Genomic DNA, 18,897 nt, shown 5'->3' on the forward strand with positions numbered 1-18,897 from the left:
GGGGATTTTTTTCCTTAGTTTACTTTACAAATTGTCTCTCTTTTTCGGAGAAACTCTTTGATTGTAAAATAAAGTCTTTTAGGTATTCTTTTAAAGTGGCATTTTGCTCAGCGTAGTGGTCCGTGAGGTATTTTTTGTCTTCTTTAATGTTTTTTTTATAACCGGTAATTCCGGGAACGTTCTCCTGAATACTCAGTCGAATCATTCGGATTTCAATATTATTCGGATCGTTTTTTATAGTGGCTTCCAATAATTTGGCACCTTCTTTAAAACGGGCCATTTTATTTTTTAACCGATCTTCATATTTTGAATCCAACAAAATAGATGCGGCTTTGTAGGCTACCAGAATTTTATCATCGTTGTTAGAAACAGCGGCAAGTTTTTGTGAAAATTCTTTAGCATTCGATTCTGACTTTGTGACGTCAGAATACATTTTTCTAATGCTGGTCAAATCCGGAGTACCGACAAAATTAACCCATAAAAGCAAGGACAGTAATAGTTTCATAGTTATATCTTTTTGTACACATTGCTCAGTTTCAGGGCAACAGTGTCGTTAAAATAAGTGGTGTTTTTCACCTTAACCAAATTTTCTTCTGTTGTAACGATATCCAGTTCTAAACGCAATTCAGGATTTATTTCGGGATTGATTAATGCCATAAATTTTACATTTGAAAGCGTCTGGATCATCAAAGTACTTTTGATAATTGACTCTGTAAGCTCTTTAATAATCTGGATCATGCAAACTCCCGGCATAATTGGATTCCCCGGAAAATGACCTTTGAAAACTTCATGTTTTTCATTGACCAAAATCGCAATTGTATATTTAGAATCTCCTGTTTTTTCTTCGGAAAGAACTGTGTAAAAATCTTTTAAAACCATATTTTTTTATTTGCCAAAAGGATAAGAAACACCTATTTGAAAACTAACATTTGTATTATAATCTCTAAACCAATAATCATTATTGTTACCGTTGCTGCCGTAATAATCACTATCAAGAACATCCACAATTCCTTTTTTGAAACGGGCCTCAAAAGTCAATCCGGAAGGTAATCTATAACCAATACCCATTATAAAAGCCAGATCAATATCTGATTTTTCATAAAGTAAATTGTCTCGTAATCTAAAATCTAAAGTTGGACCAGCTTGAAACTGAAAGCCATTTTTTAAAGTAAATTTATTGACTACAGCAATGGAAAGATAATCAATTTCTAAATCTTTCAAACTCACAACATCGTTACCGTTATTATAACTGATAAAAGTTTTAACGTTACTCGCACCTTGCTGACTATACGTGATTTCGGGTTGTAAAGTGTAAATTTTAGTTAATTTAATTTCACCAAAACCACCAATATAAAAATCAGTTTTATAATCGGAACGGGTATTGGAGAATGTAGAAAAAGAAGCTCCGGCTCTTAAACCCGGTTTGAATGTTACTTGTGCCTGTAAACTTGTTAGGGTAAACAAGGCCAATACGATAATTACTAAATTTCTTTTGTTCATGATTTAATCTATTTTACTTTGAAAGTGTAACTAATACCTATCTGGAAAACCTGATTTAAAGTAATGTCATCATAATAACGTCTGTTTTCATTATTATAATCATATCTGTCATATCCATAAATATCAACTAATCCTTGTTTTAAGCGTGCTTCGAAAGTTAATCCGTTTGGCAGGGTATATCCAACTCCGCCAACAATAGCAAAGTCAACATCAACAGGGTTCTCACCAAATTTGTCAAAATTATCATTGGTTTTAAAATCTATAGATGGGCCGGCTAATACGTGGAAACCTTTTCCTTTAAAATGAAATTTAGCTACAGCTCCAAGTGTAAGATAGTTGATTTCGACTTTCTGACTTCTGCGACGGGAAGTATTGTTGTCAAAATCTAAATAAGACAGACGAATATCAGCACCCTGTCTCGAATAATTTAATTCCGGTTGCAACGTAAAATATTTATTGAATTTTATAGCCATTAATGCACCAACATAAAAATCAGATTTTGAATTGCTATTTTCCGGCATATTACTTAAATCTGATATGTTTAAACCTCCGCGAAATCCCGGACTAACCTTTACTTGGGCATTTGACGTTATAATTCCAATAAATAAAACAAAGGCAATTACGGTTATTTTTCTCATTTTGGTCTTGATTTAAGTTTAGGTTTAGTTTAAATTTTTATTCTGATTTAAAGTAATTTAATTCAATTTTCAACTTAATATTCTGATGATTAATCAAAATCTTCTCGGCAAAAATATCGTTTTCTGAACTAAATGTCAGTGTAAATTTTTCTTTTGTTTTAGAAGACTGAACGACCTTTTCTAATTTGTGATCTTTTTTGGAGATAAAAAGATAGTTGTCACGCTTTCCATCCGGCGATTTATAAATGTCGGCGGATTCGTTTTCAAATTGTTGCTGAATCAGATAATCCTTTTTTAGTAACAAACGGAAATCTTCTTTTAGCGTATTAATCAGGATTTTTCGGTCCAGTTCGGATACAATTGAATTGACTTTAAAGTCCGTCTCAGAAATTTCAAAGTCTAGTAATTTGTTGCCAAATTCGGTAGTAAAAACAATACGATGTGTAGTGTCATTGATCTTTTTGGCGATGAAGATTCCCGACATTTCATGACCGTAAACTGTAATGTTGGTTTTATACACATAATCGGTTTTTGAATCTGCGAAATAAGGAACCAGGTAAGACGTTTGATCTAGTTTTTTAGGAGTATAGTTTTTTGTGACGGAGCTACAAGAAACTAAAACAATCGCAAGGAAGCAATTAATTATTAAAAACGGAATCGTCGATTTTTGCATTGATCACTTTATTTTTAAGTACAATTCGGGTATAATCTTCAGAGGATTCTAATAATTTAACCTGAACCACAGTTGCTTCTTCTTTGTCGAAAGTCAATTCAATTTGTTTGATGTATTTTTTTAAGGTGGCATCTTTAGGAACAAACTTCGCTATATTCTGTCCTTTTGATTTGAAATAGGAAATCGCAAATTCCTTATCGTCAAACATATTGCCGCTTACACTTCCGACAATTAATTTGTTGATTCTGCCAAAGATTTTGCTGTTGCCAATATCAACGGCACTTTTCTTCCCTTCGTCGTTAATCAGGATTTTTCCGTTTTTAAAAACAATGCTGTAATTGTATGGTTTTTTGTATTGCCATTGCAGCAATGAAGGCTCTTTAAAAATCATCTTTCCCGAAGTTTCAATATCTTTCGATAAAAAGTCCAAGTGTTTGTATTGAACAAAATCGGTACTCAGGGTTTTGATTTTTTTGGAAACTACATTTACATCCTGCTTGAAAGCGGTAACTTCAGTATCAGACATCTTTTGTTCCTGAGCGAACAAATTGCCTGAGATAAATAAAATTAAGATTGCTATTTTAGTTTTCATATTTATTACGAATTGCGCTTTATTATTTTGCCACAGATTAAAGGATTTTCACAGATTAAATTGTTAAAATCCGTTTTTTATCCGCGTTTTCGCGTAAGCGAATCTGTTTCATCCTCGTTCAGTTTTCATAAGCTTTAAGATTCAAAAGTTCTTCGGTTGAAATTACTTTATAATTGTTTTGCTGCAAAAATTGCAAAAACTGTTCCAGTACCAAAACAGAGTGTGATCCTGTGTCGTGCAAAAGTACAATTCCACCTGGAGAAATACGTTTTATAATTCGGTTGAAAATCAAAGACTGATTTTTGGTTCCGCCATCCAGCGAACGAATATTCCATCCTATCACTTTGTGACCGCTTATTTTTAAAGCTCTTCTGATCGAAGGCGTTGTAACTCCATAGGGCGGACGAAAGAAGTTTATTTTTTTGAAGGTGTATTTTTCTAAAAAAGCATCCGTTTTCTGAATTTCACCAGTGATTTTTTTAGCATTATAAAAATCAAAAAAAGGAGAATGACTGTACGAATGGTTGCCAATCAAATGCCCTTCATCTACAATTTGCTGCATGATTTCAGGATAAGCTTCGATGTTTTTTCCTATGCAAAAGAAAGTCGCTTTTACCTTGTATTTTTTCAATAATTCTAAAACTTCTAAAGTAAAAATGCCCGGTCCATCATCGAACGTAATGGCAATTTTTTTTTCGGTTTCCAACGGATTGTTGCAGTATGCTTTTACATGATAATTAGAAGAAATTATAGAAGAGCCTACAGTATTTATGCCTAACCAAATTAAAACAATTGCGATAAACCATACCCAGTTAATTGCGATATACAGCTTTAGAAGAAGCAATAGCAGCAATAAAAAGAGAAAGAATAACGAAATGTTTTTATGCGTTATCATCTTGAAAGTAACGTAAAACTATGGTTTTTTCCGTTGAGCTGATTGTACAATAAAATGGTTTTGTAAGCCGGTTTTTCAACCGAATTCGCTTTTATGATCTCAGGGATTTCCTGTGTTTTTAAAATTTTAGAGGCCATCCATAAAGCAAAAGCCGATGCGGTATCGTATTCACCACTCAGATGTTTGTAATACAATTGAGGAGTCTGGGCGAAGGCATTTTCTGCCAGATTTTTATAATAATTTTCAAAATCTACATTACCGTCAAATCCTAAAATCAGGGCATCAATAGCTGAAACTTCTAATTGATTGGATTTCAAAAAGGAGATAATTTCAGCTTCAACTTCATTCTCCTCCAAGGTGTTTACGATCGCAATATCGAGCACTTCTGCGTAGGTAGTCTCTTTTCGTTCATTTTCTAAAACGAAAAAGCTGGCACCTTCTCCATAAACGGCACCGCTTGTAGTAGCATCTAAAAGGTTGTAAGGTTGCTGATTGTCTTGTTTGATACGTCCTGATAATTTAAAAAGGGCAGTAGTATAATCGCCATTTTCATCAACTCCACCCACAAGAACTGATTGTGCTTCTTCTTCTTCAATTTGCATTTTAGCATCTAAAAGCGCCGATTCAAAAGAAACAGCTCCGTTTACATAGGTAAAATTGTAACCGTTGCATTTTTGTAACAGTGCAATTTGAGCACCAACCGTATTATGGGTCGATTGAATAAAGGATGTTGGGGTTAAGAACTCCTCATTATTATCAAGGATATTTTTCAGGAATTTTTCGGAGTCTTCGATACATCCTAAGCCTGTTCCGGTAATAATGGCATTAACATTCTCAACTTGTGCATCTTTCATGGCAATTGCCGAAGCCACAATTCCGTTTTTTACTCCTTTTGCCATTCTTCTAATGGCGGCCGGAGAAATATAATCTTTGTAAACGGGAGGAACAATTTCAAGGACGTTCTTGTCATGATTGTGTACGGCTTCTTCTAAAAAAACAGTATCAAATGTTTTTTGAGTCGAAATACAACCTATTCCATTTATATATGTTTTTTTTAATTGCATTTTGAAAATATAAGTGTTGAACAGTTACCTCCAAATCCGAAAGAGTTGGACAAAACATGTTCGATAGTTGCATTTTTTAAAGAAGTTTGCGGTTTTAAATCAAACTCTTCCATTGGTGTTTCGAAATTCAGATTTGGGTAAACTACGCTATTCTGAATGGCCAAAACGCTATAAACGGCCTCGATGGCTGCCGCAGCGGCCAAAGTATGTCCCGTAAAAGGTTTTGTCGAACTAAAATCGGGTACTTTTTCATCTCCGTAAATTCGAAGAAGCGCTCTTCCTTCAGACAAATCATTGTTTGGAGTTGCTGTTCCGTGAACGTTGATATAGTCGATATCACTAGGTTTTAAACCCGAAATATCAAAGGCTTTTTTCATGGCAAGGTAAGCGCCATCTCCATTTTCTGAAGAAGCTGTCTGGTGGAAAGCATCATTAGCATTACCATAACCCGAAACACGAGCCAGTACTTTTTTGTTTTGCTTTTTTACAACTTCATCAGATTCTAAAACCAGAAAAGCGGCTGCTTCACCCAGATTTAGTCCTTTACGATTGTTGTCGAAAGGTTTGTTGTAATCGTCAGATAAGATCATTAGGGTTTTGAATCCGTTGATCGTAAATTTAGCCAGAGCATCGGTTCCGCCTACAATTACGCGGTCCAGTTTTCCGGATTTGATCAGTCTTGCGCCCAGCATAATTGCGTTTGCAGCCGATGAACAGGCGGTACTTATAGTGGTAACAATCCCTTTTAAACCCAGCTCTTCTGCAATTTTTTCGGCTACATCACCGCCATCGTGACAAGTAATGTATTTCACAAGTTCCGGATGTTTGAAATAATCGTAATAATGCTTTTCAGTCATATCCATTCCGCCCACACTTGTTGCGGAAATAAGTCCGGTTCGGAATTCATTTATTGAAGCAATTCCGGCATTTTTAACAGCCTGTTTTGCTGCAAAAGTGCCAATCATGGCGGTTCTTGAAAAGTTATTATCAGGAGTAAGTTCTAATTCTTTTACCAATTCGTCATTGGTTTTCTTAATTTCTCCTACTTTAATGATATCAGCGTGAACCGTTTCAATGTTTTCGATACGCGTTACCGCAACTTTATTTTCGATTAACGAAATGTAGTTTTCTTCGACTGAATTTCCAATCGAGGAGATAATTCCCATTCCGGTTATTGCAACACCTTTTGTCATTTTAGATTTTAGATTTTTAGATTTTAGATTTTTTAAACGATTATTCAGATTTCGAATATTTCTGTTTAAGAAATCTAAAATCTGAAGTCTAAAATCTGAAATCTATTTCGTTCTGTTTGCGCTAATGTACGCCGCCATAGTTTCGATGGATTGAAAGATGGTTTTTCCTTCTTTTGGATCAACTAGTTTAATTCCGTAATCCTTATCTAAAATTACGATCAATTCAAGCGCATCAATGGAGTCTAAACCTAAACCATCTCCAAACAAAGGGTCGTTATCTGCAATATCTTCGATTGCGATATCTTCAAGGTTAAGAGTTGTAATGATTTTATTTTTTAATTCTTCTTTTAATGCTTCCATGATTATTTATTATATAATGTATTGATATTTTCGTTGTTATATTTTGCGCTTTCTTCTTTGCTAATCGTGCAAAGAAAAGCCTTGTAATCGTCGTTGAAAAATTCTACCCAGCCACAAAGAACCACGTCGGCTTTATTTGTATTCAGAAGAATAGTAGCATAATTGGACATAAATTCAGTGTTAAAGGCATCAAATATAAAGAAAGAATTTTCACTTTTCAGCTGATGGCGAATACTTATTTCGCCCAGACAAATATTTGGCAGTGTATAAACAAAAACCGCAGGACTTGGAAAGTAATTTTCTTTGTCGGAGATAGATTCCTGGTATTTAACATCGGTATCTAAACTCGATGATTTATTGGCCAAAACCAAGGCAATATTGTTTTCCTGTTTCGTTGAAGTTATGGGACTCAAAAGCAGTTCAGCTCCTAAAAAAGCCAGTTTGCTCAAAGCATCCATCTTGAAAAACTTCGGGTATTGAATGTCAAAATTGCGATAGGCCTGTTTAGAGAAATCACCAAAATTGGTCGGTTCAATTTTGAAAACAGAAGTTCCGTTCAAAACAATTTCGTTGTTTTCAATGGTGCAATAGGATTGTATGTGAGTTTTGTTTGGATTCATTATTTTATTGCTGACACAGATTCTTAATATCCCTCTTTAAACTTATTTGTGAAAAAAGAACAGGAGTGTTCAATTTTTGATTTTCTTTAATCATTGTCAAATAAATGTCATTTTTGTCTAAAATAAATATTCTACTTGTTTGAAACATCGAATTAATAGCCAGAGGATTAAGATTATTATAAATTATTATATTTCCAGAATTTCTATGTTTTTCAAAACCTTTTTTTTCGCAATACTGATTAATAAGTAATTTGTTTTCTTCCGCATTGTATTTGCTGATAATTTTAGTTAGCTGTTTTTCAGTCGCTTTTCGATAAATTGTAAATGCGCAAAATAAACTAAAAATAAAAAGCAGATAAAACTCAATTCCAGTTTTTGAATAATCCCTATGAGGATTAAAATAAACCAAGAAAGGCATTAGAAACCCCCAACTAAAAAATAAATAAAGAATTATTGCATCAAATTTGTCAAGCCAACTTTCAGAATAAACTAACTTACTTTGCTCGATACTTTTTTTCCTATTTAAGTTCTTTAAACGTCTCATTTTATCTTTTCAAATACCACAGCTGTATTACAACCGCCAAATCCGGAAGCTGTTTTCAGGAAAAAATCAATCGTTGCCTCTTCGTTTTTCTCAATTACATTTATAGATTCGCTAACCCCAATTTCATCAAAACCTTTTGATTCAAAAAGGATATTTTGATTTACGGATTCAATAGCAATTACGGTTTCCAATAATCCGGAAGCGCCTAAAGTATGACCGTAAAATCCTTTCAGACTATTGACCGGGACATTTTGCAGACCTAAACGGTTTAGGGCAATGGCCTCCATTTCGTCATTAAACGGAGTTGCAGTTCCGTGTGCCGAAATATAATCGATTTTATGGGGTTCAATTTGAGCTTCTTTCAAAGCATTTTGAATACTTCTGAACAAACCCTCACCTGTTCTCGAAGGACCCGAAATATGATTGGCATCGTTTATCGAACTGTCTCCGATAACTTTTATTTTGGCATTTGTAGTTTCGGCAGTAACTAGCACTGCTGCCGTCGCTTCTCCCAAGCTTACACCGGTTCTGTTTTTAGAATAGGGTTTGCAAGGCAAGTCGCTCATGGCCTGAAAAGCATTAAAACCGGACAAAACAAATTCTGAAACTTCGTCGCCAGCGACAACAAAAATGTTGTCGTACAACTCAGACTGAATCATTCTTTTGGCGACAGAAATGGCTAAAATTCCTGAAACACAAGCATTCGAAACCACAATGGGCTGTGTTTGAAATCCGAAAAAAGGGGCAATATTTTTTGCCAGAACATCTAAATGTGCGTTAATAAAACTTTCTTCTGAATTATCTTTTAAAGCGGTTACATTTCCTTTTGTGGTCGAAAGTATAAAAGCCGTTTTTGAATCTAATTTAACCGCTGCATTTTTGATAATAGGTTCTAAAGCCAGAATCATCATTTTCTCCAAGCGGGAGTATTTTGTTTCAGTGCTGATTTTTGCAAAGGCACTGTTTATTTTTTCATCATGAATTACCGAACCATAAAACGGAACCGGCATCAAAGAAATGTCATTATTTAGCTGAATGCCCGAATCACCGCGAAGAATTGCTTCAACATTTGATTTGACATCAAAACCTAATGGTGTGATGCAGTTGGTTTGTGTAATGTATATTTCTTTTAACATTTTATGATTTTATTCCGGCGTATTTTTTAGGACACGCAGATTTAACAGATTAAGCAGATTTATACAGTTTGTTATTTTTTTAATTTGTGTCAATTCGTGTTTTATTTCAACAATCCAACTTTCTTTTTCCATTCTTCGTAAAAAGGAGGATTCGTCAACATTAGATTTCCGTCCTGATCTAAAAAAACCTGAACGGTTTCTCCGGTGCAGGCCACCTCACCTTTATCATCCAGTATTTTAAAACGATAGATCATTTTTGCAGCGGGTGTGTCAATGACCGTAGTTTCTATTGTTACGACATCGCCATAACGCAAAGACAATTTGTGTTCGCATTTTGATTTTACGATTGGAGTTGTGTAGCCTGTTTTGGCAATATCCAAATAGGTAAGTCCGTGTTCGCGGCCAAACGCTTCACGTCCATCTTCAAAATAGGTGATATAATTGCCGTGCCAAACGATTCCAAGCGGATCCGTTTCGTTAAAACGAATTCTGATTTCATGTGAAACGGTTAGGGCAGTGGCTTCGTTATACTGTTCTTTTCTTTTTGTCATAGAATAAGGCAATAGATGTTGTGATAATAAAGAACAAAAATAACAAACTTATTTTTGGGATGATTTCAAGGAAAGAAACGTTGCGCAATAAAACATCATAGAAAGCTTCTAATCCCCAATTCATAGGAGATGATTTGGCAATAATTTGCATGATGTTTGGCATTGCAAAAACGGGAACCCAAATTCCGCCAATAGCCGCCAGAATAATAACACTTGTCGCACCAAAAGGAGCCGATTGTTCCTGCGTGCTCGCGATAGTTCCCAATAAAATTCCAAAGCCAATGGCTGCAAAACCTGAAAATAAGGCTACAACACTCATTAAAAATAAATGGCCTTCGACATTTAAAGGAGGCAAACCAATATGTGGAAATAAAAAGATTGCCACGGCCACCATCATGTAAAACTGTATCATACAAATGGCAGAATAGGTAATGGTTTTACCAATAATAACCACAATATTAGAAACCGGATTGGTCAATAATCGAACAAATGTTCCCTGCGATTTTTCTTTTACTATATTGATGGACAACGGAATCACAATAAAAAATATGGCAAAAAGTGTCCAGGCCGGAACATTGTGCTGTACAGAATTAGGGCGTACTTCTTTGTTGTTTATTTTTGGAATGATTTCTTTGAACGTGATAAAGCTTTTTTGCTCAAATTCGGCATTTCCTTCTCCCAGTTGATTTTGAAAAGTCGTATAAATGGATTTTGTCTCGATTTGAGAAATCATCTTATCGATGGAGCTCATCACAGCATTTTTGAAGCTCATTTGAACTGCCGGATCAAAATACAATTTGACTTCTTTTTCTTTAATTACTTTTGGTTTTTTGGCTTGAGCCGAGGTATCTGTTTCTGTTAACCCCATTTTGCTCACAATGTTTTCGACATTCTGATCAATTTTGGTTTGCAGATCAACACTTAGTTTTTCCGGGATTACAATCGCCAGTTGAAACTTTCCTTTGTAAACGGCTTCCCTGGCAATTTCTTCGGTAATGGGTTTATTATCAATTTGTGTGACCACACTAAAAAGCTGACTTTTTTCCAGATTATCAAAAACGGTTTTAGACACTGAACCTTTATCGTTATCAACCAGCAAAATCTGAATTTTGGTGTCACTAACGGTTTTAAAAGTACTGTCCTGAATTAGGGTTACTGTAATCACCAGAACCAAAGGCATGATGAATAAAATGATCAAACCGCCCAGATCTCGTTTGAGCAGGAGGAATTCTTTTACGACTGACATCCAAATTTTATATACCATCTCTAAAGTCTTTACCGGTTAATGAAATAAAAACTTCTTCAAGGTTGCGGGCTTCTTCAGTAGAAGCAATTAGGCTTGAAGGTGTACCCTGAGCGTAAATTTTGCCGCGGTCTAAAATGGCAATGTTGGTACAGAAATCTTCTGCTTCTGCCAAATGATGTGAGGTATATATAATGGTTGTTCCGTTTTGATTTAAGAGTTTCAGATAGTCAATAATGGCATTTTTAGACTGTACATCAACACCAACGGTTGGTTCATCTAAAAACAAAACTTTGGGATTGTGTAAAATTCCCGCAATCAAATTGACTCTGCGTTTCATACCGCCTGAAAAAGTTTCGATACGCTTGTCGGCAAATTTTAATAATCCTAAAAGATCTAAAGTTTCAATGACTTTGTCTTTTAGATAATTGCCTTTTAGTCCGTACATGCTTCCGAAATAATGTAAATTTTCTCGGGCCGTTAGTGTAGGGTACAAAGCATATTCCTGAGGGACAACACCAATGATTTTTTTGATTTTGGAGGAATGATGGGTATAATTTAGCCCGTCGATCGTGAAATGCCCTGAGGTTGGTTTTATTAGTCCGCAAAGCATAGAGATTAAAGTGGTTTTTCCGGCACCATTCGGTCCTAGTAACCCAAAAATCTGACCTTCACTAATCTCCAGCGAAACATCGTTCAAAGAATACAGATCTGCATTTTTGTACTTTTTCGAAAGGGATTCTATTTTTATAATGGATTGCAAAATATTTTTAGCTAATAGCTTTTTTTAGTTTTTTGAAAAAGATTTCTTCACGATTGGCAATGTCCAGAAGTTCATCGGCAATTGTATTGTAGGCATCTTCTTTGGCGCTTCTGTTTTTGTAAATTCTTGAGGCTTCAACGGCAAAATCACGCCATGAATCTCCGATTTGTGTCATCTCTTTTGAAAGAGATTTTAATTCTTCATTATTTAAAATAACCGAAGCTTCTTGTAAAAATGCGGCATAGATAAATCGGAAACCTCCGCCACCTGTACCGATTTCTTCCTGCATACGGACCATTTGTGCCAAATAATGATTGGCTTTTTTAGTGCCATGTTTTACAGGCCATTTTCTAATTTGCTTTGAAACAAATTTGATCCCGCGTACCCCAACAATAGGCATGGGGGCCAACATATCGCGGCAGGTATTTTTGATTCCTTTGATAATGGCGCTTTTCAAATCAACTTCTTTCGGAATTTGAATCGGATAGTACATTTGGCCTCTTGGAGCAAAAGCACCTTTGGCAAAACGCACCTTGTCGAGTTCGTCATGTGTCAGGGTAGTAACCGTTTCCATAACAGGATCGCTAACAAGATAATCAGTTTCGGTTTTTCCGTAAACGACTAAATTGTGTGCGTTAAAATGAAAGCGGTATTCATCAGGGAAATAACTCAAATGATACACGCCAACTTGTAATCCGGTTGGGATATTGTTCTTTAAATTTTCGTCCAAAGCCTTATTAGCATTTGTTGTTGAAGAAAATTTTTGTCTTTTTATTTTTAAGTTTAAACGGCTCGCCAGTTTGTTAAAGATCTGTCCAGGCAAAGTTCTGTAACTAATTGCGGGAGCATGATTTACTTTTATAAACGGCAGGTATACGAAGAAAAGTCCGGAACCAATACCAAAAACCATCGGCTCGCTGATATTTAGTCCGTTGTTTTTTAACAAATTCGAAGCCACTCCATTTTCGCAATGAGCAGATTGATGATGTGTAAAATTAGTTTGCATTACGCGGTTTTAATATTTTTTAATTCAGCAATTGAAATCTCAAAAGCATCGGCATATTTCTGTAAAACAGAGTTGTTTAACTTGGCGAAAACGGTGGGTTTAAAATGTCTTTTTACGCGCCATTTCCACATTCCAACATAACTGGATAAAATAGTAAGATCCATTTTGTTGAGTTCCATATAATAACAAATCGGACTTACTTCTCCAGTTTTTACCTGTAGTTTTGCTTCGGCAATTCGTTCGTTTATTTCATCGATCGAATTGGATAATGCGATGGTTTTAGGCTCCCAACCAGTGCTTAAGGTTGTGGTATAGTCGCCATTTTCATCGGTGGCATAAAGCAGTTCTTTCAGATTGTTTTTGGTGAGATTGCCTTTGTCTTGTGGTACATTTTCTTTTTCCATGGCCTTTTTCTTTTTGATTGTAACTATTCCGGAACCGAAATTGTTTTTTGAATGAACAAATTAATTTCGCATTCTAAAAGTATTTTGTCAGCAAGCAGACTCTCGCAGCTCATGGTACATAGCGTATAATCGTCGCCTGCAAATTTTGAAACCAGATTGGCTTTGGTAATAATAGTATCACCTACTTTTGGCAGTGTATGTATTTTCAGGTTTTTTATTGCACTAATAAAGCCCAATACATTTACGTTCTCATTTTCTGTTCCGTCTTCGTCAAAAAAATATTTTTTGCCTACAATAGACGAACAGGTTTGTGCGGTGTTTTCAATTAACCCGGCTTCAATAAAAATGTCGTTTTCAACAAAAATATTATCTTCCCGGATCAAAAATGTGGTTTCTACAAAACTGGAATCTATATCCAAAATTAAATCCACCATAAGCAGTGGTGCTCGGTGGGGTAAATAGTTTTGTATGTCAACTCCGGTTTTCATACCTAATATATTATTTGGCTAAAACGGTCTTCATTTGTCCGTTCGCAATTTCTTCATTATTCAGATAAGTTACAATGTCTACCAGCGTAATTCCGGCAAACTCCTGTAAAATAGTTATGGTAGATTGAATCGTATCATTGACTTTTGGCAATTTTTTGATTTCAATTTCTTTGATCGAACCAATGTAACCCGTTGGGGCCGTTTCGTTTTTCAGGAAAAACTGGTAACCTGTGTGCAACGCCACAGACTGTGCCATGTGCTCGATTAAACCTGCTTCTAAAAAAGTATCGTTGTCAGAAAAAACATTATCGTTTTGAATTTTTAAACCTGCGACCAATGAGGTTTCGGTAAACGAATACATTTTATCTACCATTACAAAAGGAAACTTTTGCGGTAATAAATTCTCGACAGCGTCTTTCTCTAAAAGTAAACTTGTTTCCATTAGCAAACGGTTAAATAAGCATAAGCAAAGGAGAATCTTCCGCTCTCAGGAACAGACAATAGAATACGATCTCCCTTTTTTAAATTTCCTGAATTCATTAATTCTTCCAAAGCTAAGTAAATAGAGGCTGAACCAACATTCCCTACTCTTGAAAGATTCATGAACCATTTTTCATCGGCCATCCCGATTCCTTTCTCGGTTAGTCCTTTTTTTAGTCCTTCCACAAAAAAGTTAGAAGAAACATGAGGAATAAAATAATCAATCTGATCGGAGGTGATGCTGTTTTTATCCATAGCCTCTTTCATGCTCTCCGCTCCTTTAGAAAGAATAAATTCATCCAGTAATTTTACATCCTGTTTGATGGCAAAAACCGATTCGTTTAACCATTGCTCCGGTGCATAATCGCTCCAGGCTTTGATCTCGCCATTTTCTAATTTATCACCACCGGCATACATACAGGTTTCTAATTCGTAAGCATAGGAAAAGGCTTCCATCCATTCAATTTTTAAAGAGACAGGTCCTTTTGGTTGGTTCTCTAGTAAAAATGCTCCCGCTCCATCAGACAACATCCAGCGTAAAAAATCTTTTTTGAATGCAATGATAGGCTGTTCTTCCAGATTTTTCAGATTGGCAGCTTCGTGGTTATACATTTGGGCATTTAGCCAGGTTGAAACTTTTTCAGATCCTGTGCAAATGGCATTTTTTGAGTTCCCTGATTTTATAGACAGGAAACCAAATTTTAAAGAATTCATACCCGCACAGCAAACCCCTGTTGACGAATTTAGTTCTACAGATTTGTTTTTTAATAAACCGTGTACCATCGCAGCATGTGAAGGCAGGAAGATATCAGGAGTTGAGGTTCCGCACGAAAGTACTTCAAGGTCCTGTGCTGTAAAGTTTTCGTCGAACAACTGCACGATTGCATTTCGCGTTAACTCGGCGTTGTTATGGGTGCTTTTTCCGGATTTGTCTATAGCGTAATAACGGCTTGTAATTTTATTATTGCGCAAAATAATGCGTCTTGCTTTAGAAGCAGCATCATTAATGAGACCTAAATAGCTTTCCATCTCGTCATTAGAAATGGCTTCATTTGGCAAATACTTTGCGGCTTTGGTAATATATACTTCAAACATAATCTAATTTCGTCTTCTAAACTCCTTGATAATATTGAGTTTCTCTTTTTATGGTTTTTAACTTAAAGGGGTAGGTAATAAGGTGCAATATATACACTATTGGCGAGATTAACCATATTGCCAGGAATAAATAAACATTAAATACCTTAAGAAGCGTTTTTCTGTTTTTTTGATTTTTATAAATCAGATTCGACCACTTATTAAAAATTTTATTTGCCGTTTTATCTACGGTTACCAGATAGGGGCTGATTTTAACAGCATCAATGGCAACCAGTTTGGGTTGTAAATGCTGTAATTGATTTTGATTGAATTCAGAAAGGATCACTTCTCCAAATTTATCCGACTCCTGTATGTCCCTCTCGGATACTCCCGGCAACGGAAAAATGCCAAGATATTTTTTCTTAACGCCAGAAAACATCCATTCTACAATCGTGATTACACTGATTAAATTTCCAACACGATCTACTAAAGCAACGTTTCCAACTAACTGAGCATTGGACTCTTTTAGTAAAACTTTGATTTTTTCCTGTGCCATAATCCACATATTGCGAGAGCCGCTGATGGTGATGACAGGGGTGTTGTTTAGTATTTTTTTAGCATCGGCGCTTTTTAGAAAGGAATTTATAGGAATGGAAGGAGATAAATACCAAACCTGATAATGAAATAATACCAAATCGTATTTTGTGTTTAGAATTTCTTCCGGAAGGGGTTTTAATTCGGTTGGAATTTGTAGAAATGATTCCGGGAAAGCATCAAAAAAGGCAGCTTTATTCCATGGAAAAGGAAAGGGTTGCTGCAGTTGTATTTCGTGAAAAGTTACATTTATTTCTTCTGAATTTAGGAACGGTTTTGCAATGTTTTGTGCGATTGTTCCCAGTTGTCCAGACTGCGTATAATAAATAACGAGAACGTTTTTCATGGAGGTTTACTTACTTTGGTTGCGAACAAAAATAAGTAAATTTATTTAAACGAATTTTCTTGTTTAAACGAATCGTTTTTGGCGATGAATTTTTGTTGTTTTTTTTATCTCGCAAAGACGCGAGGGCGCAAAGTTTTAATTTGAAATGAGTTTTTAAGTACAGTTTGTCATTTCGACCGAAGGGAGAAATCACACAAGAAACTCCGCAAACTAAGTCGACAATCTTTGTGACTAAAAGGGTGTGATTTCTCCCTTCGGTCGAAATGACAAAAAAGAAGAAAAAACGTTGCGCCCTCGCGTCTTTGTGAGATGCTGAGATCCTTTAAGTCTTATCTCAAATCATTCCAGAAATCGAAATAATTGAACCATTGCAAAGGATATTTTTGCAGAATAGTTTCAACGCTTTGTACATATTCTTTCAGTAAGCCTTTTTCATCACGATGTTTCACGGCAGCTTCTCTTGCGTACAAATGATAATGTAAATTGGGTTCTTTCATGACATACACAAAAACAACAGGAACTTTTAATCTTGAAGCAATTAAAAACGGACCTGCCGGAAAATGAGCTTCCTGACCCAATATTTTTTCCGAAAGAGATTTTGTGCCTTCAAAGTAGCGGTCACCGGTAAAACAAACCAATTCGTTATTGGCCAATGCAGCATTGATCTCAAAGATATGAGAAAGATCCTCTTTGATAATGATGAATTTTACGGTAGGTTTTTGAGTAACGCTTTCCAGATACTTTTTTATGGAAGAATGTTCCAGATCAGTAGTAACCAGATTGATTTGAAAATTGAGATCGATATCACCAAGGAAATGTTCGGCAATTTCAAAATTTCCAACATGGGCACTAATCAAAACACCTCCTTTTTTTTCAGCCAAAAGCTTTTTCAGGATCTCAATTCCGTCAAATTCATAAGTGAACTTATTTCGCATTCCTGCCGAAATCGAGATTTTATCAATGATGGTTTGTCCAAAAGTGTAATAACTTTTGAAAACCATTTTTTTAGATTTGAACCAGGAATACTGCAGCCTTTCTTTAAAGTAATAGAAAATGGCTTTGTTGCTTTTTTTTAAAAACAAAAAGTAATACGAAGCAACAAAATAAAGCAGGACATAAGCAGCCTTAACACCCGCTTTTTGTATTAAAAAAACGAATATTCTATAGCCTAAAACTGTACCTTTTGATTTGCCATCCCATTGACTCATTAAACAGCTTTAGCTTTTAGTTTGGTTTCGATAAGGTCATAGAAATTCTGAAAAGTAGCAATTCCAACAAAATCAACTTCTACCAGTTTTACACCAAAGTTAGCTTCGATTGAGACTACTAAGTCTACATAATCTAAACTATCTAATCCAAGTGTATCTTTTAAATTAGCATCTGGTTCAATATCATCATTGTCTACTTCAAATTCATCAACCAAAAAACCATTAATTCTTGCTATAATCTCTTCTTTATTCATCGTTCAATTTAAACTTTTTAACCACCAACGCAGAGTTGGTTCCTCCGAACCCGAAGGAATTGGACAAAAATATGTCAAATTTTTTGTTTAAAGTAGTTTTGACCAAATTTAATTTAGCAGCATCTTCGTCTGGATTCTCTAAATTGATGTTTGGGGCAATGAAATCGTGCTGCATCATTAAGATAGAGTAAATTACCTCACTTGCTCCGGCCATCCAGCATTCGTGACCTGTCATTGATTTGGTAGAACTTACATACGGATTTTTCTCTCCAAAAACCTCAAAGATCGCCTTGGCTTCATTTCCGTCCCCCACCGGAGTTGAGGTTGCATGAGCATTTATATAATCAACATCGGTTGCTTTTAGTTGTGCATCATCGAGCGCTCGCTGCATGGCTATAGACGGGCCCTCGACATTGGGAGTTGAGATATGTCCGCCATTTGAAGAGAATCCGTAACCGGCAACTTCGGCAATAATGGTAGCACCTCTGGCAATTGCTGATTCGTAGCTTTCCAGAATTAACGTTGCACCGCCACCACTTGGAATTAATCCGTCGCGATCCTTGTCAAAAGGGCGGGAAGCTTTTTCGGGTTCGTTTTCTCTGGCCGAAAAAACACCCAAACCATCAAAACTGCTCATGGCGTATTTGTTGATTTCCTGCGCGCCTCCGCAAATGATAATATCCTGGAATCCGCTTTTTATTAAAAAATAAGCGAGACCTATAGAGTGCGATCCACTGGCACAGGCTGCACTTATGGTAAGATTGATACCACGAAGTTTAAAAATCGTTGATAAATTCATTGTAACCGTTGAATTCATCGATTTAAAAATAGCTCCCGAGCCTATTAAGGCAGTGTCTTTTTTTTCTCGTACAATATCATTAGCGTCAATAACAGCTTTTGAGACACTGTCATTTCCGTACATAATACCCACTTCGCGATTATCAAAAAAAGTGTCATCAATATTCGCATTTTTCAATGCTTCGATAGTAGCCATATAAGCATATTCGGTTTCTTCACCAATGCTCATACGCTGTCTTCGGGTTAATAAATTTTTTAAATCAGCTTTCGGAACCATTCCCGTTAGGGCAGATTGAAAACCAAATTCTTTTCTTTCAGAATCAAACTGAATACCAGATTTTCCGTTGTATAAAGATTCCTTTACTTCATCTAAAGAAGTTCCGATACAAGAATAAATTCCCATCCCAGTAATTACAACTCTCTTATTCATCGTCTTTAAAAGTAATTTTTATCCGTTACTTGCAATTTTTAAC

General features: G+C 35.7%; 25 protein-coding genes. All 25 read right to left on the reverse strand.

The features are described 5' to 3' along the window. Positions 1-19 precede the first annotated feature (19 nt). Positions 20-505, reverse strand: a complete 486-nt coding sequence (locus FLA105534_RS03825; RefSeq protein ID WP_173964715.1) for a hypothetical protein — start codon at positions 503-505, stop codon at positions 20-22. A 2-nt stretch (positions 506-507) separates the two neighbouring features. Beyond that, complete coding sequence (locus FLA105534_RS03830) at positions 508-879, reverse strand: hotdog family protein (protein ID WP_173964716.1); 372 nt, start codon at positions 877-879, stop codon at positions 508-510. Positions 880-885: 6 nt separating this feature from the next. Then, complete coding sequence (locus FLA105534_RS03835) at positions 886-1,500, reverse strand: outer membrane beta-barrel protein (protein WP_173964717.1); 615 nt, start codon at positions 1,498-1,500, stop codon at positions 886-888. Positions 1,501-1,508: 8 nt separating this feature from the next. Then, positions 1,509-2,138 (reverse strand): porin family protein, encoded by a 630-nt coding sequence (locus FLA105534_RS03840; protein ID WP_173964718.1) that lies wholly within the window; start codon positions 2,136-2,138, stop codon positions 1,509-1,511. 37 nt (positions 2,139-2,175) lie between these two features. Beyond that, entirely contained in the window at positions 2,176-2,811 is a 636-nt protein-coding gene (locus FLA105534_RS03845) for a hypothetical protein (RefSeq protein WP_173964719.1), read from the reverse strand. Further along, positions 2,777-3,403, reverse strand: a complete 627-nt coding sequence (locus FLA105534_RS03850) for an outer membrane lipoprotein carrier protein LolA (RefSeq protein ID WP_173964720.1) — start codon at positions 3,401-3,403, stop codon at positions 2,777-2,779. Before FLA105534_RS03850 ends, FLA105534_RS03845 begins: the two co-directional genes overlap by 35 nt. A 118-nt stretch (positions 3,404-3,521) precedes the next feature. Next, complete coding sequence (locus FLA105534_RS03855) at positions 3,522-4,298, reverse strand: polysaccharide deacetylase family protein (protein ID WP_173964721.1); 777 nt, start codon at positions 4,296-4,298, stop codon at positions 3,522-3,524. After that, entirely contained in the window at positions 4,295-5,362 is a 1,068-nt protein-coding gene (locus FLA105534_RS03860) for a beta-ketoacyl synthase N-terminal-like domain-containing protein (RefSeq protein ID WP_173964722.1), read from the reverse strand. The genes FLA105534_RS03855 and FLA105534_RS03860 overlap by 4 nt, the downstream gene beginning before the upstream one ends. After that, entirely contained in the window at positions 5,353-6,555 is a 1,203-nt protein-coding gene (locus FLA105534_RS03865) for a beta-ketoacyl-[acyl-carrier-protein] synthase family protein (protein ID WP_173964723.1), read from the reverse strand. Before FLA105534_RS03865 ends, FLA105534_RS03860 begins: the two co-directional genes overlap by 10 nt. Positions 6,556-6,657: 102 nt before the next feature. After that, positions 6,658-6,915: a phosphopantetheine-binding protein gene (locus tag FLA105534_RS03870; RefSeq protein WP_017496902.1), complete on the reverse strand. Its 258-nt coding sequence runs from the start codon at positions 6,913-6,915 to the stop codon at positions 6,658-6,660. A 2-nt stretch (positions 6,916-6,917) separates the two neighbouring features. After that, positions 6,918-7,535, reverse strand: coding sequence for a 3-oxoacyl-ACP synthase (locus FLA105534_RS03875; protein ID WP_173964724.1), 618 nt, complete (start codon positions 7,533-7,535; stop codon positions 6,918-6,920). Positions 7,536-7,539: 4 nt separating this feature from the next. After that, positions 7,540-8,079 (reverse strand): hypothetical protein, encoded by a 540-nt coding sequence (locus tag FLA105534_RS03880; protein WP_173964725.1) that lies wholly within the window; start codon positions 8,077-8,079, stop codon positions 7,540-7,542. After that, entirely contained in the window at positions 8,076-9,215 is a 1,140-nt protein-coding gene (locus FLA105534_RS03885; protein ID WP_173964726.1) for a beta-ketoacyl-[acyl-carrier-protein] synthase family protein, read from the reverse strand. Before FLA105534_RS03885 ends, FLA105534_RS03880 begins: the two co-directional genes overlap by 4 nt. A 101-nt stretch (positions 9,216-9,316) precedes the next feature. Beyond that, positions 9,317-9,766 carry an acyl-CoA thioesterase gene (locus tag FLA105534_RS03890; protein ID WP_173964727.1) on the reverse strand — a complete coding sequence of 150 codons (450 nt, stop codon included), beginning with the start codon at positions 9,764-9,766 and terminating at the stop codon, positions 9,317-9,319. After that, positions 9,741-11,030: an ABC transporter permease gene (locus FLA105534_RS03895; protein ID WP_173964728.1), complete on the reverse strand. Its 1,290-nt coding sequence runs from the start codon at positions 11,028-11,030 to the stop codon at positions 9,741-9,743. The genes FLA105534_RS03890 and FLA105534_RS03895 overlap by 26 nt, the downstream gene beginning before the upstream one ends. After that, positions 11,020-11,772 (reverse strand): ABC transporter ATP-binding protein, encoded by a 753-nt coding sequence (locus tag FLA105534_RS03900; protein WP_173964729.1) that lies wholly within the window; start codon positions 11,770-11,772, stop codon positions 11,020-11,022. The genes FLA105534_RS03895 and FLA105534_RS03900 overlap by 11 nt, the downstream gene beginning before the upstream one ends. Before the next feature lie 7 nt (positions 11,773-11,779). Continuing rightward, entirely contained in the window at positions 11,780-12,778 is a 999-nt protein-coding gene (locus FLA105534_RS03905) for a BtrH N-terminal domain-containing protein (RefSeq protein ID WP_173964730.1), read from the reverse strand. After that, positions 12,778-13,182 (reverse strand): hypothetical protein, encoded by a 405-nt coding sequence (locus FLA105534_RS03910; protein WP_173964731.1) that lies wholly within the window; start codon positions 13,180-13,182, stop codon positions 12,778-12,780. Before FLA105534_RS03910 ends, FLA105534_RS03905 begins: the two co-directional genes overlap by 1 nt. A gap of 23 nt (positions 13,183-13,205) precedes the next feature. After that, positions 13,206-13,670, reverse strand: a complete 465-nt coding sequence (locus tag FLA105534_RS03915) for an ABC transporter permease (protein WP_173964732.1) — start codon at positions 13,668-13,670, stop codon at positions 13,206-13,208. A gap of 10 nt (positions 13,671-13,680) precedes the next feature. Further along, positions 13,681-14,112: a hypothetical protein gene (locus tag FLA105534_RS03920; RefSeq protein WP_173964733.1), complete on the reverse strand. Its 432-nt coding sequence runs from the start codon at positions 14,110-14,112 to the stop codon at positions 13,681-13,683. Beyond that, a complete protein-coding gene (locus FLA105534_RS03925) occupies positions 14,112-15,245 on the reverse strand; it encodes a beta-ketoacyl-ACP synthase III (RefSeq protein WP_173964734.1) in 1,134 nt (377 codons plus the stop codon). The genes FLA105534_RS03920 and FLA105534_RS03925 overlap by 1 nt, the downstream gene beginning before the upstream one ends. A 16-nt stretch (positions 15,246-15,261) precedes the next feature. After that, a complete protein-coding gene (locus FLA105534_RS03930; protein ID WP_173964735.1) occupies positions 15,262-16,164 on the reverse strand; it encodes an NADPH-dependent FMN reductase family protein in 903 nt (300 codons plus the stop codon). 329 nt (positions 16,165-16,493) lie between these two features. Further along, the gene (locus tag FLA105534_RS03935) at positions 16,494-17,372 is read right to left on the reverse strand and encodes an LpxL/LpxP family acyltransferase (RefSeq protein WP_173964736.1); all 879 of its coding nucleotides are present in this window, start codon (positions 17,370-17,372) and stop codon (positions 16,494-16,496) included. Beyond that, the gene (locus tag FLA105534_RS03940) at positions 17,372-17,626 is read right to left on the reverse strand and encodes an acyl carrier protein (RefSeq protein ID WP_173964737.1); all 255 of its coding nucleotides are present in this window, start codon (positions 17,624-17,626) and stop codon (positions 17,372-17,374) included. Before FLA105534_RS03940 ends, FLA105534_RS03935 begins: the two co-directional genes overlap by 1 nt. After that, a complete protein-coding gene (locus FLA105534_RS03945; protein WP_173964738.1) occupies positions 17,619-18,854 on the reverse strand; it encodes a beta-ketoacyl-[acyl-carrier-protein] synthase family protein in 1,236 nt (411 codons plus the stop codon). The genes FLA105534_RS03940 and FLA105534_RS03945 overlap by 8 nt, the downstream gene beginning before the upstream one ends. Positions 18,855-18,897 lie beyond the last annotated feature (43 nt).

Source organism: Flavobacterium collinsii (assembly GCF_902804485.1).
GTDB lineage: Bacteria > Bacteroidota > Bacteroidia > Flavobacteriales > Flavobacteriaceae > Flavobacterium > Flavobacterium collinsii.

What these genes read in the sequence shown, in the direction of transcription:
- FLA105534_RS03825 (WP_173964715.1), bottom strand. Translation starts at nt 505, where the DNA reads ATGAAACTATTACTGTCCTTGCTTTTATGGGTTAATTTTGTCGGTACT.
- FLA105534_RS03830 (WP_173964716.1), bottom strand. Translation starts at nt 879, where the DNA reads ATGGTTTTAAAAGATTTTTACACAGTTCTTTCCGAAGAAAAAACAGGA.
- FLA105534_RS03835 (WP_173964717.1), bottom strand. Translation starts at nt 1,500, where the DNA reads ATGAACAAAAGAAATTTAGTAATTATCGTATTGGCCTTGTTTACCCTA.
- FLA105534_RS03840 (WP_173964718.1), bottom strand. Translation starts at nt 2,138, where the DNA reads ATGAGAAAAATAACCGTAATTGCCTTTGTTTTATTTATTGGAATTATA.
- FLA105534_RS03845 (WP_173964719.1), bottom strand. Translation starts at nt 2,811, where the DNA reads ATGCAAAAATCGACGATTCCGTTTTTAATAATTAATTGCTTCCTTGCG.
- FLA105534_RS03850 (WP_173964720.1), bottom strand. Translation starts at nt 3,403, where the DNA reads ATGAAAACTAAAATAGCAATCTTAATTTTATTTATCTCAGGCAATTTG.
- FLA105534_RS03855 (WP_173964721.1), bottom strand. Translation starts at nt 4,298, where the DNA reads ATGATAACGCATAAAAACATTTCGTTATTCTTTCTCTTTTTATTGCTG.
- FLA105534_RS03860 (WP_173964722.1), bottom strand. Translation starts at nt 5,362, where the DNA reads ATGCAATTAAAAAAAACATATATAAATGGAATAGGTTGTATTTCGACT.
- FLA105534_RS03865 (WP_173964723.1), bottom strand. Translation starts at nt 6,555, where the DNA reads ATGACAAAAGGTGTTGCAATAACCGGAATGGGAATTATCTCCTCGATT.
- FLA105534_RS03870 (WP_017496902.1), bottom strand. Translation starts at nt 6,915, where the DNA reads ATGGAAGCATTAAAAGAAGAATTAAAAAATAAAATCATTACAACTCTT.
- FLA105534_RS03875 (WP_173964724.1), bottom strand. Translation starts at nt 7,535, where the DNA reads ATGAATCCAAACAAAACTCACATACAATCCTATTGCACCATTGAAAAC.
- FLA105534_RS03880 (WP_173964725.1), bottom strand. Translation starts at nt 8,079, where the DNA reads ATGAGACGTTTAAAGAACTTAAATAGGAAAAAAAGTATCGAGCAAAGT.
- FLA105534_RS03885 (WP_173964726.1), bottom strand. Translation starts at nt 9,215, where the DNA reads ATGTTAAAAGAAATATACATTACACAAACCAACTGCATCACACCATTA.
- FLA105534_RS03890 (WP_173964727.1), bottom strand. Translation starts at nt 9,766, where the DNA reads ATGACAAAAAGAAAAGAACAGTATAACGAAGCCACTGCCCTAACCGTT.
- FLA105534_RS03895 (WP_173964728.1), bottom strand. Translation starts at nt 11,030, where the DNA reads ATGGTATATAAAATTTGGATGTCAGTCGTAAAAGAATTCCTCCTGCTC.
- FLA105534_RS03905 (WP_173964730.1), bottom strand. Translation starts at nt 12,778, where the DNA reads ATGCAAACTAATTTTACACATCATCAATCTGCTCATTGCGAAAATGGA.
- FLA105534_RS03910 (WP_173964731.1), bottom strand. Translation starts at nt 13,182, where the DNA reads ATGGAAAAAGAAAATGTACCACAAGACAAAGGCAATCTCACCAAAAAC.
- FLA105534_RS03915 (WP_173964732.1), bottom strand. Translation starts at nt 13,670, where the DNA reads ATGAAAACCGGAGTTGACATACAAAACTATTTACCCCACCGAGCACCA.
- FLA105534_RS03920 (WP_173964733.1), bottom strand. Translation starts at nt 14,112, where the DNA reads ATGGAAACAAGTTTACTTTTAGAGAAAGACGCTGTCGAGAATTTATTA.
- FLA105534_RS03925 (WP_173964734.1), bottom strand. Translation starts at nt 15,245, where the DNA reads ATGTTTGAAGTATATATTACCAAAGCCGCAAAGTATTTGCCAAATGAA.
- FLA105534_RS03930 (WP_173964735.1), bottom strand. Translation starts at nt 16,164, where the DNA reads ATGAAAAACGTTCTCGTTATTTATTATACGCAGTCTGGACAACTGGGA.
- FLA105534_RS03935 (WP_173964736.1), bottom strand. Translation starts at nt 17,372, where the DNA reads ATGAGTCAATGGGATGGCAAATCAAAAGGTACAGTTTTAGGCTATAGA.
- FLA105534_RS03940 (WP_173964737.1), bottom strand. Translation starts at nt 17,626, where the DNA reads ATGAATAAAGAAGAGATTATAGCAAGAATTAATGGTTTTTTGGTTGAT.
- FLA105534_RS03945 (WP_173964738.1), bottom strand. Translation starts at nt 18,854, where the DNA reads ATGAATAAGAGAGTTGTAATTACTGGGATGGGAATTTATTCTTGTATC.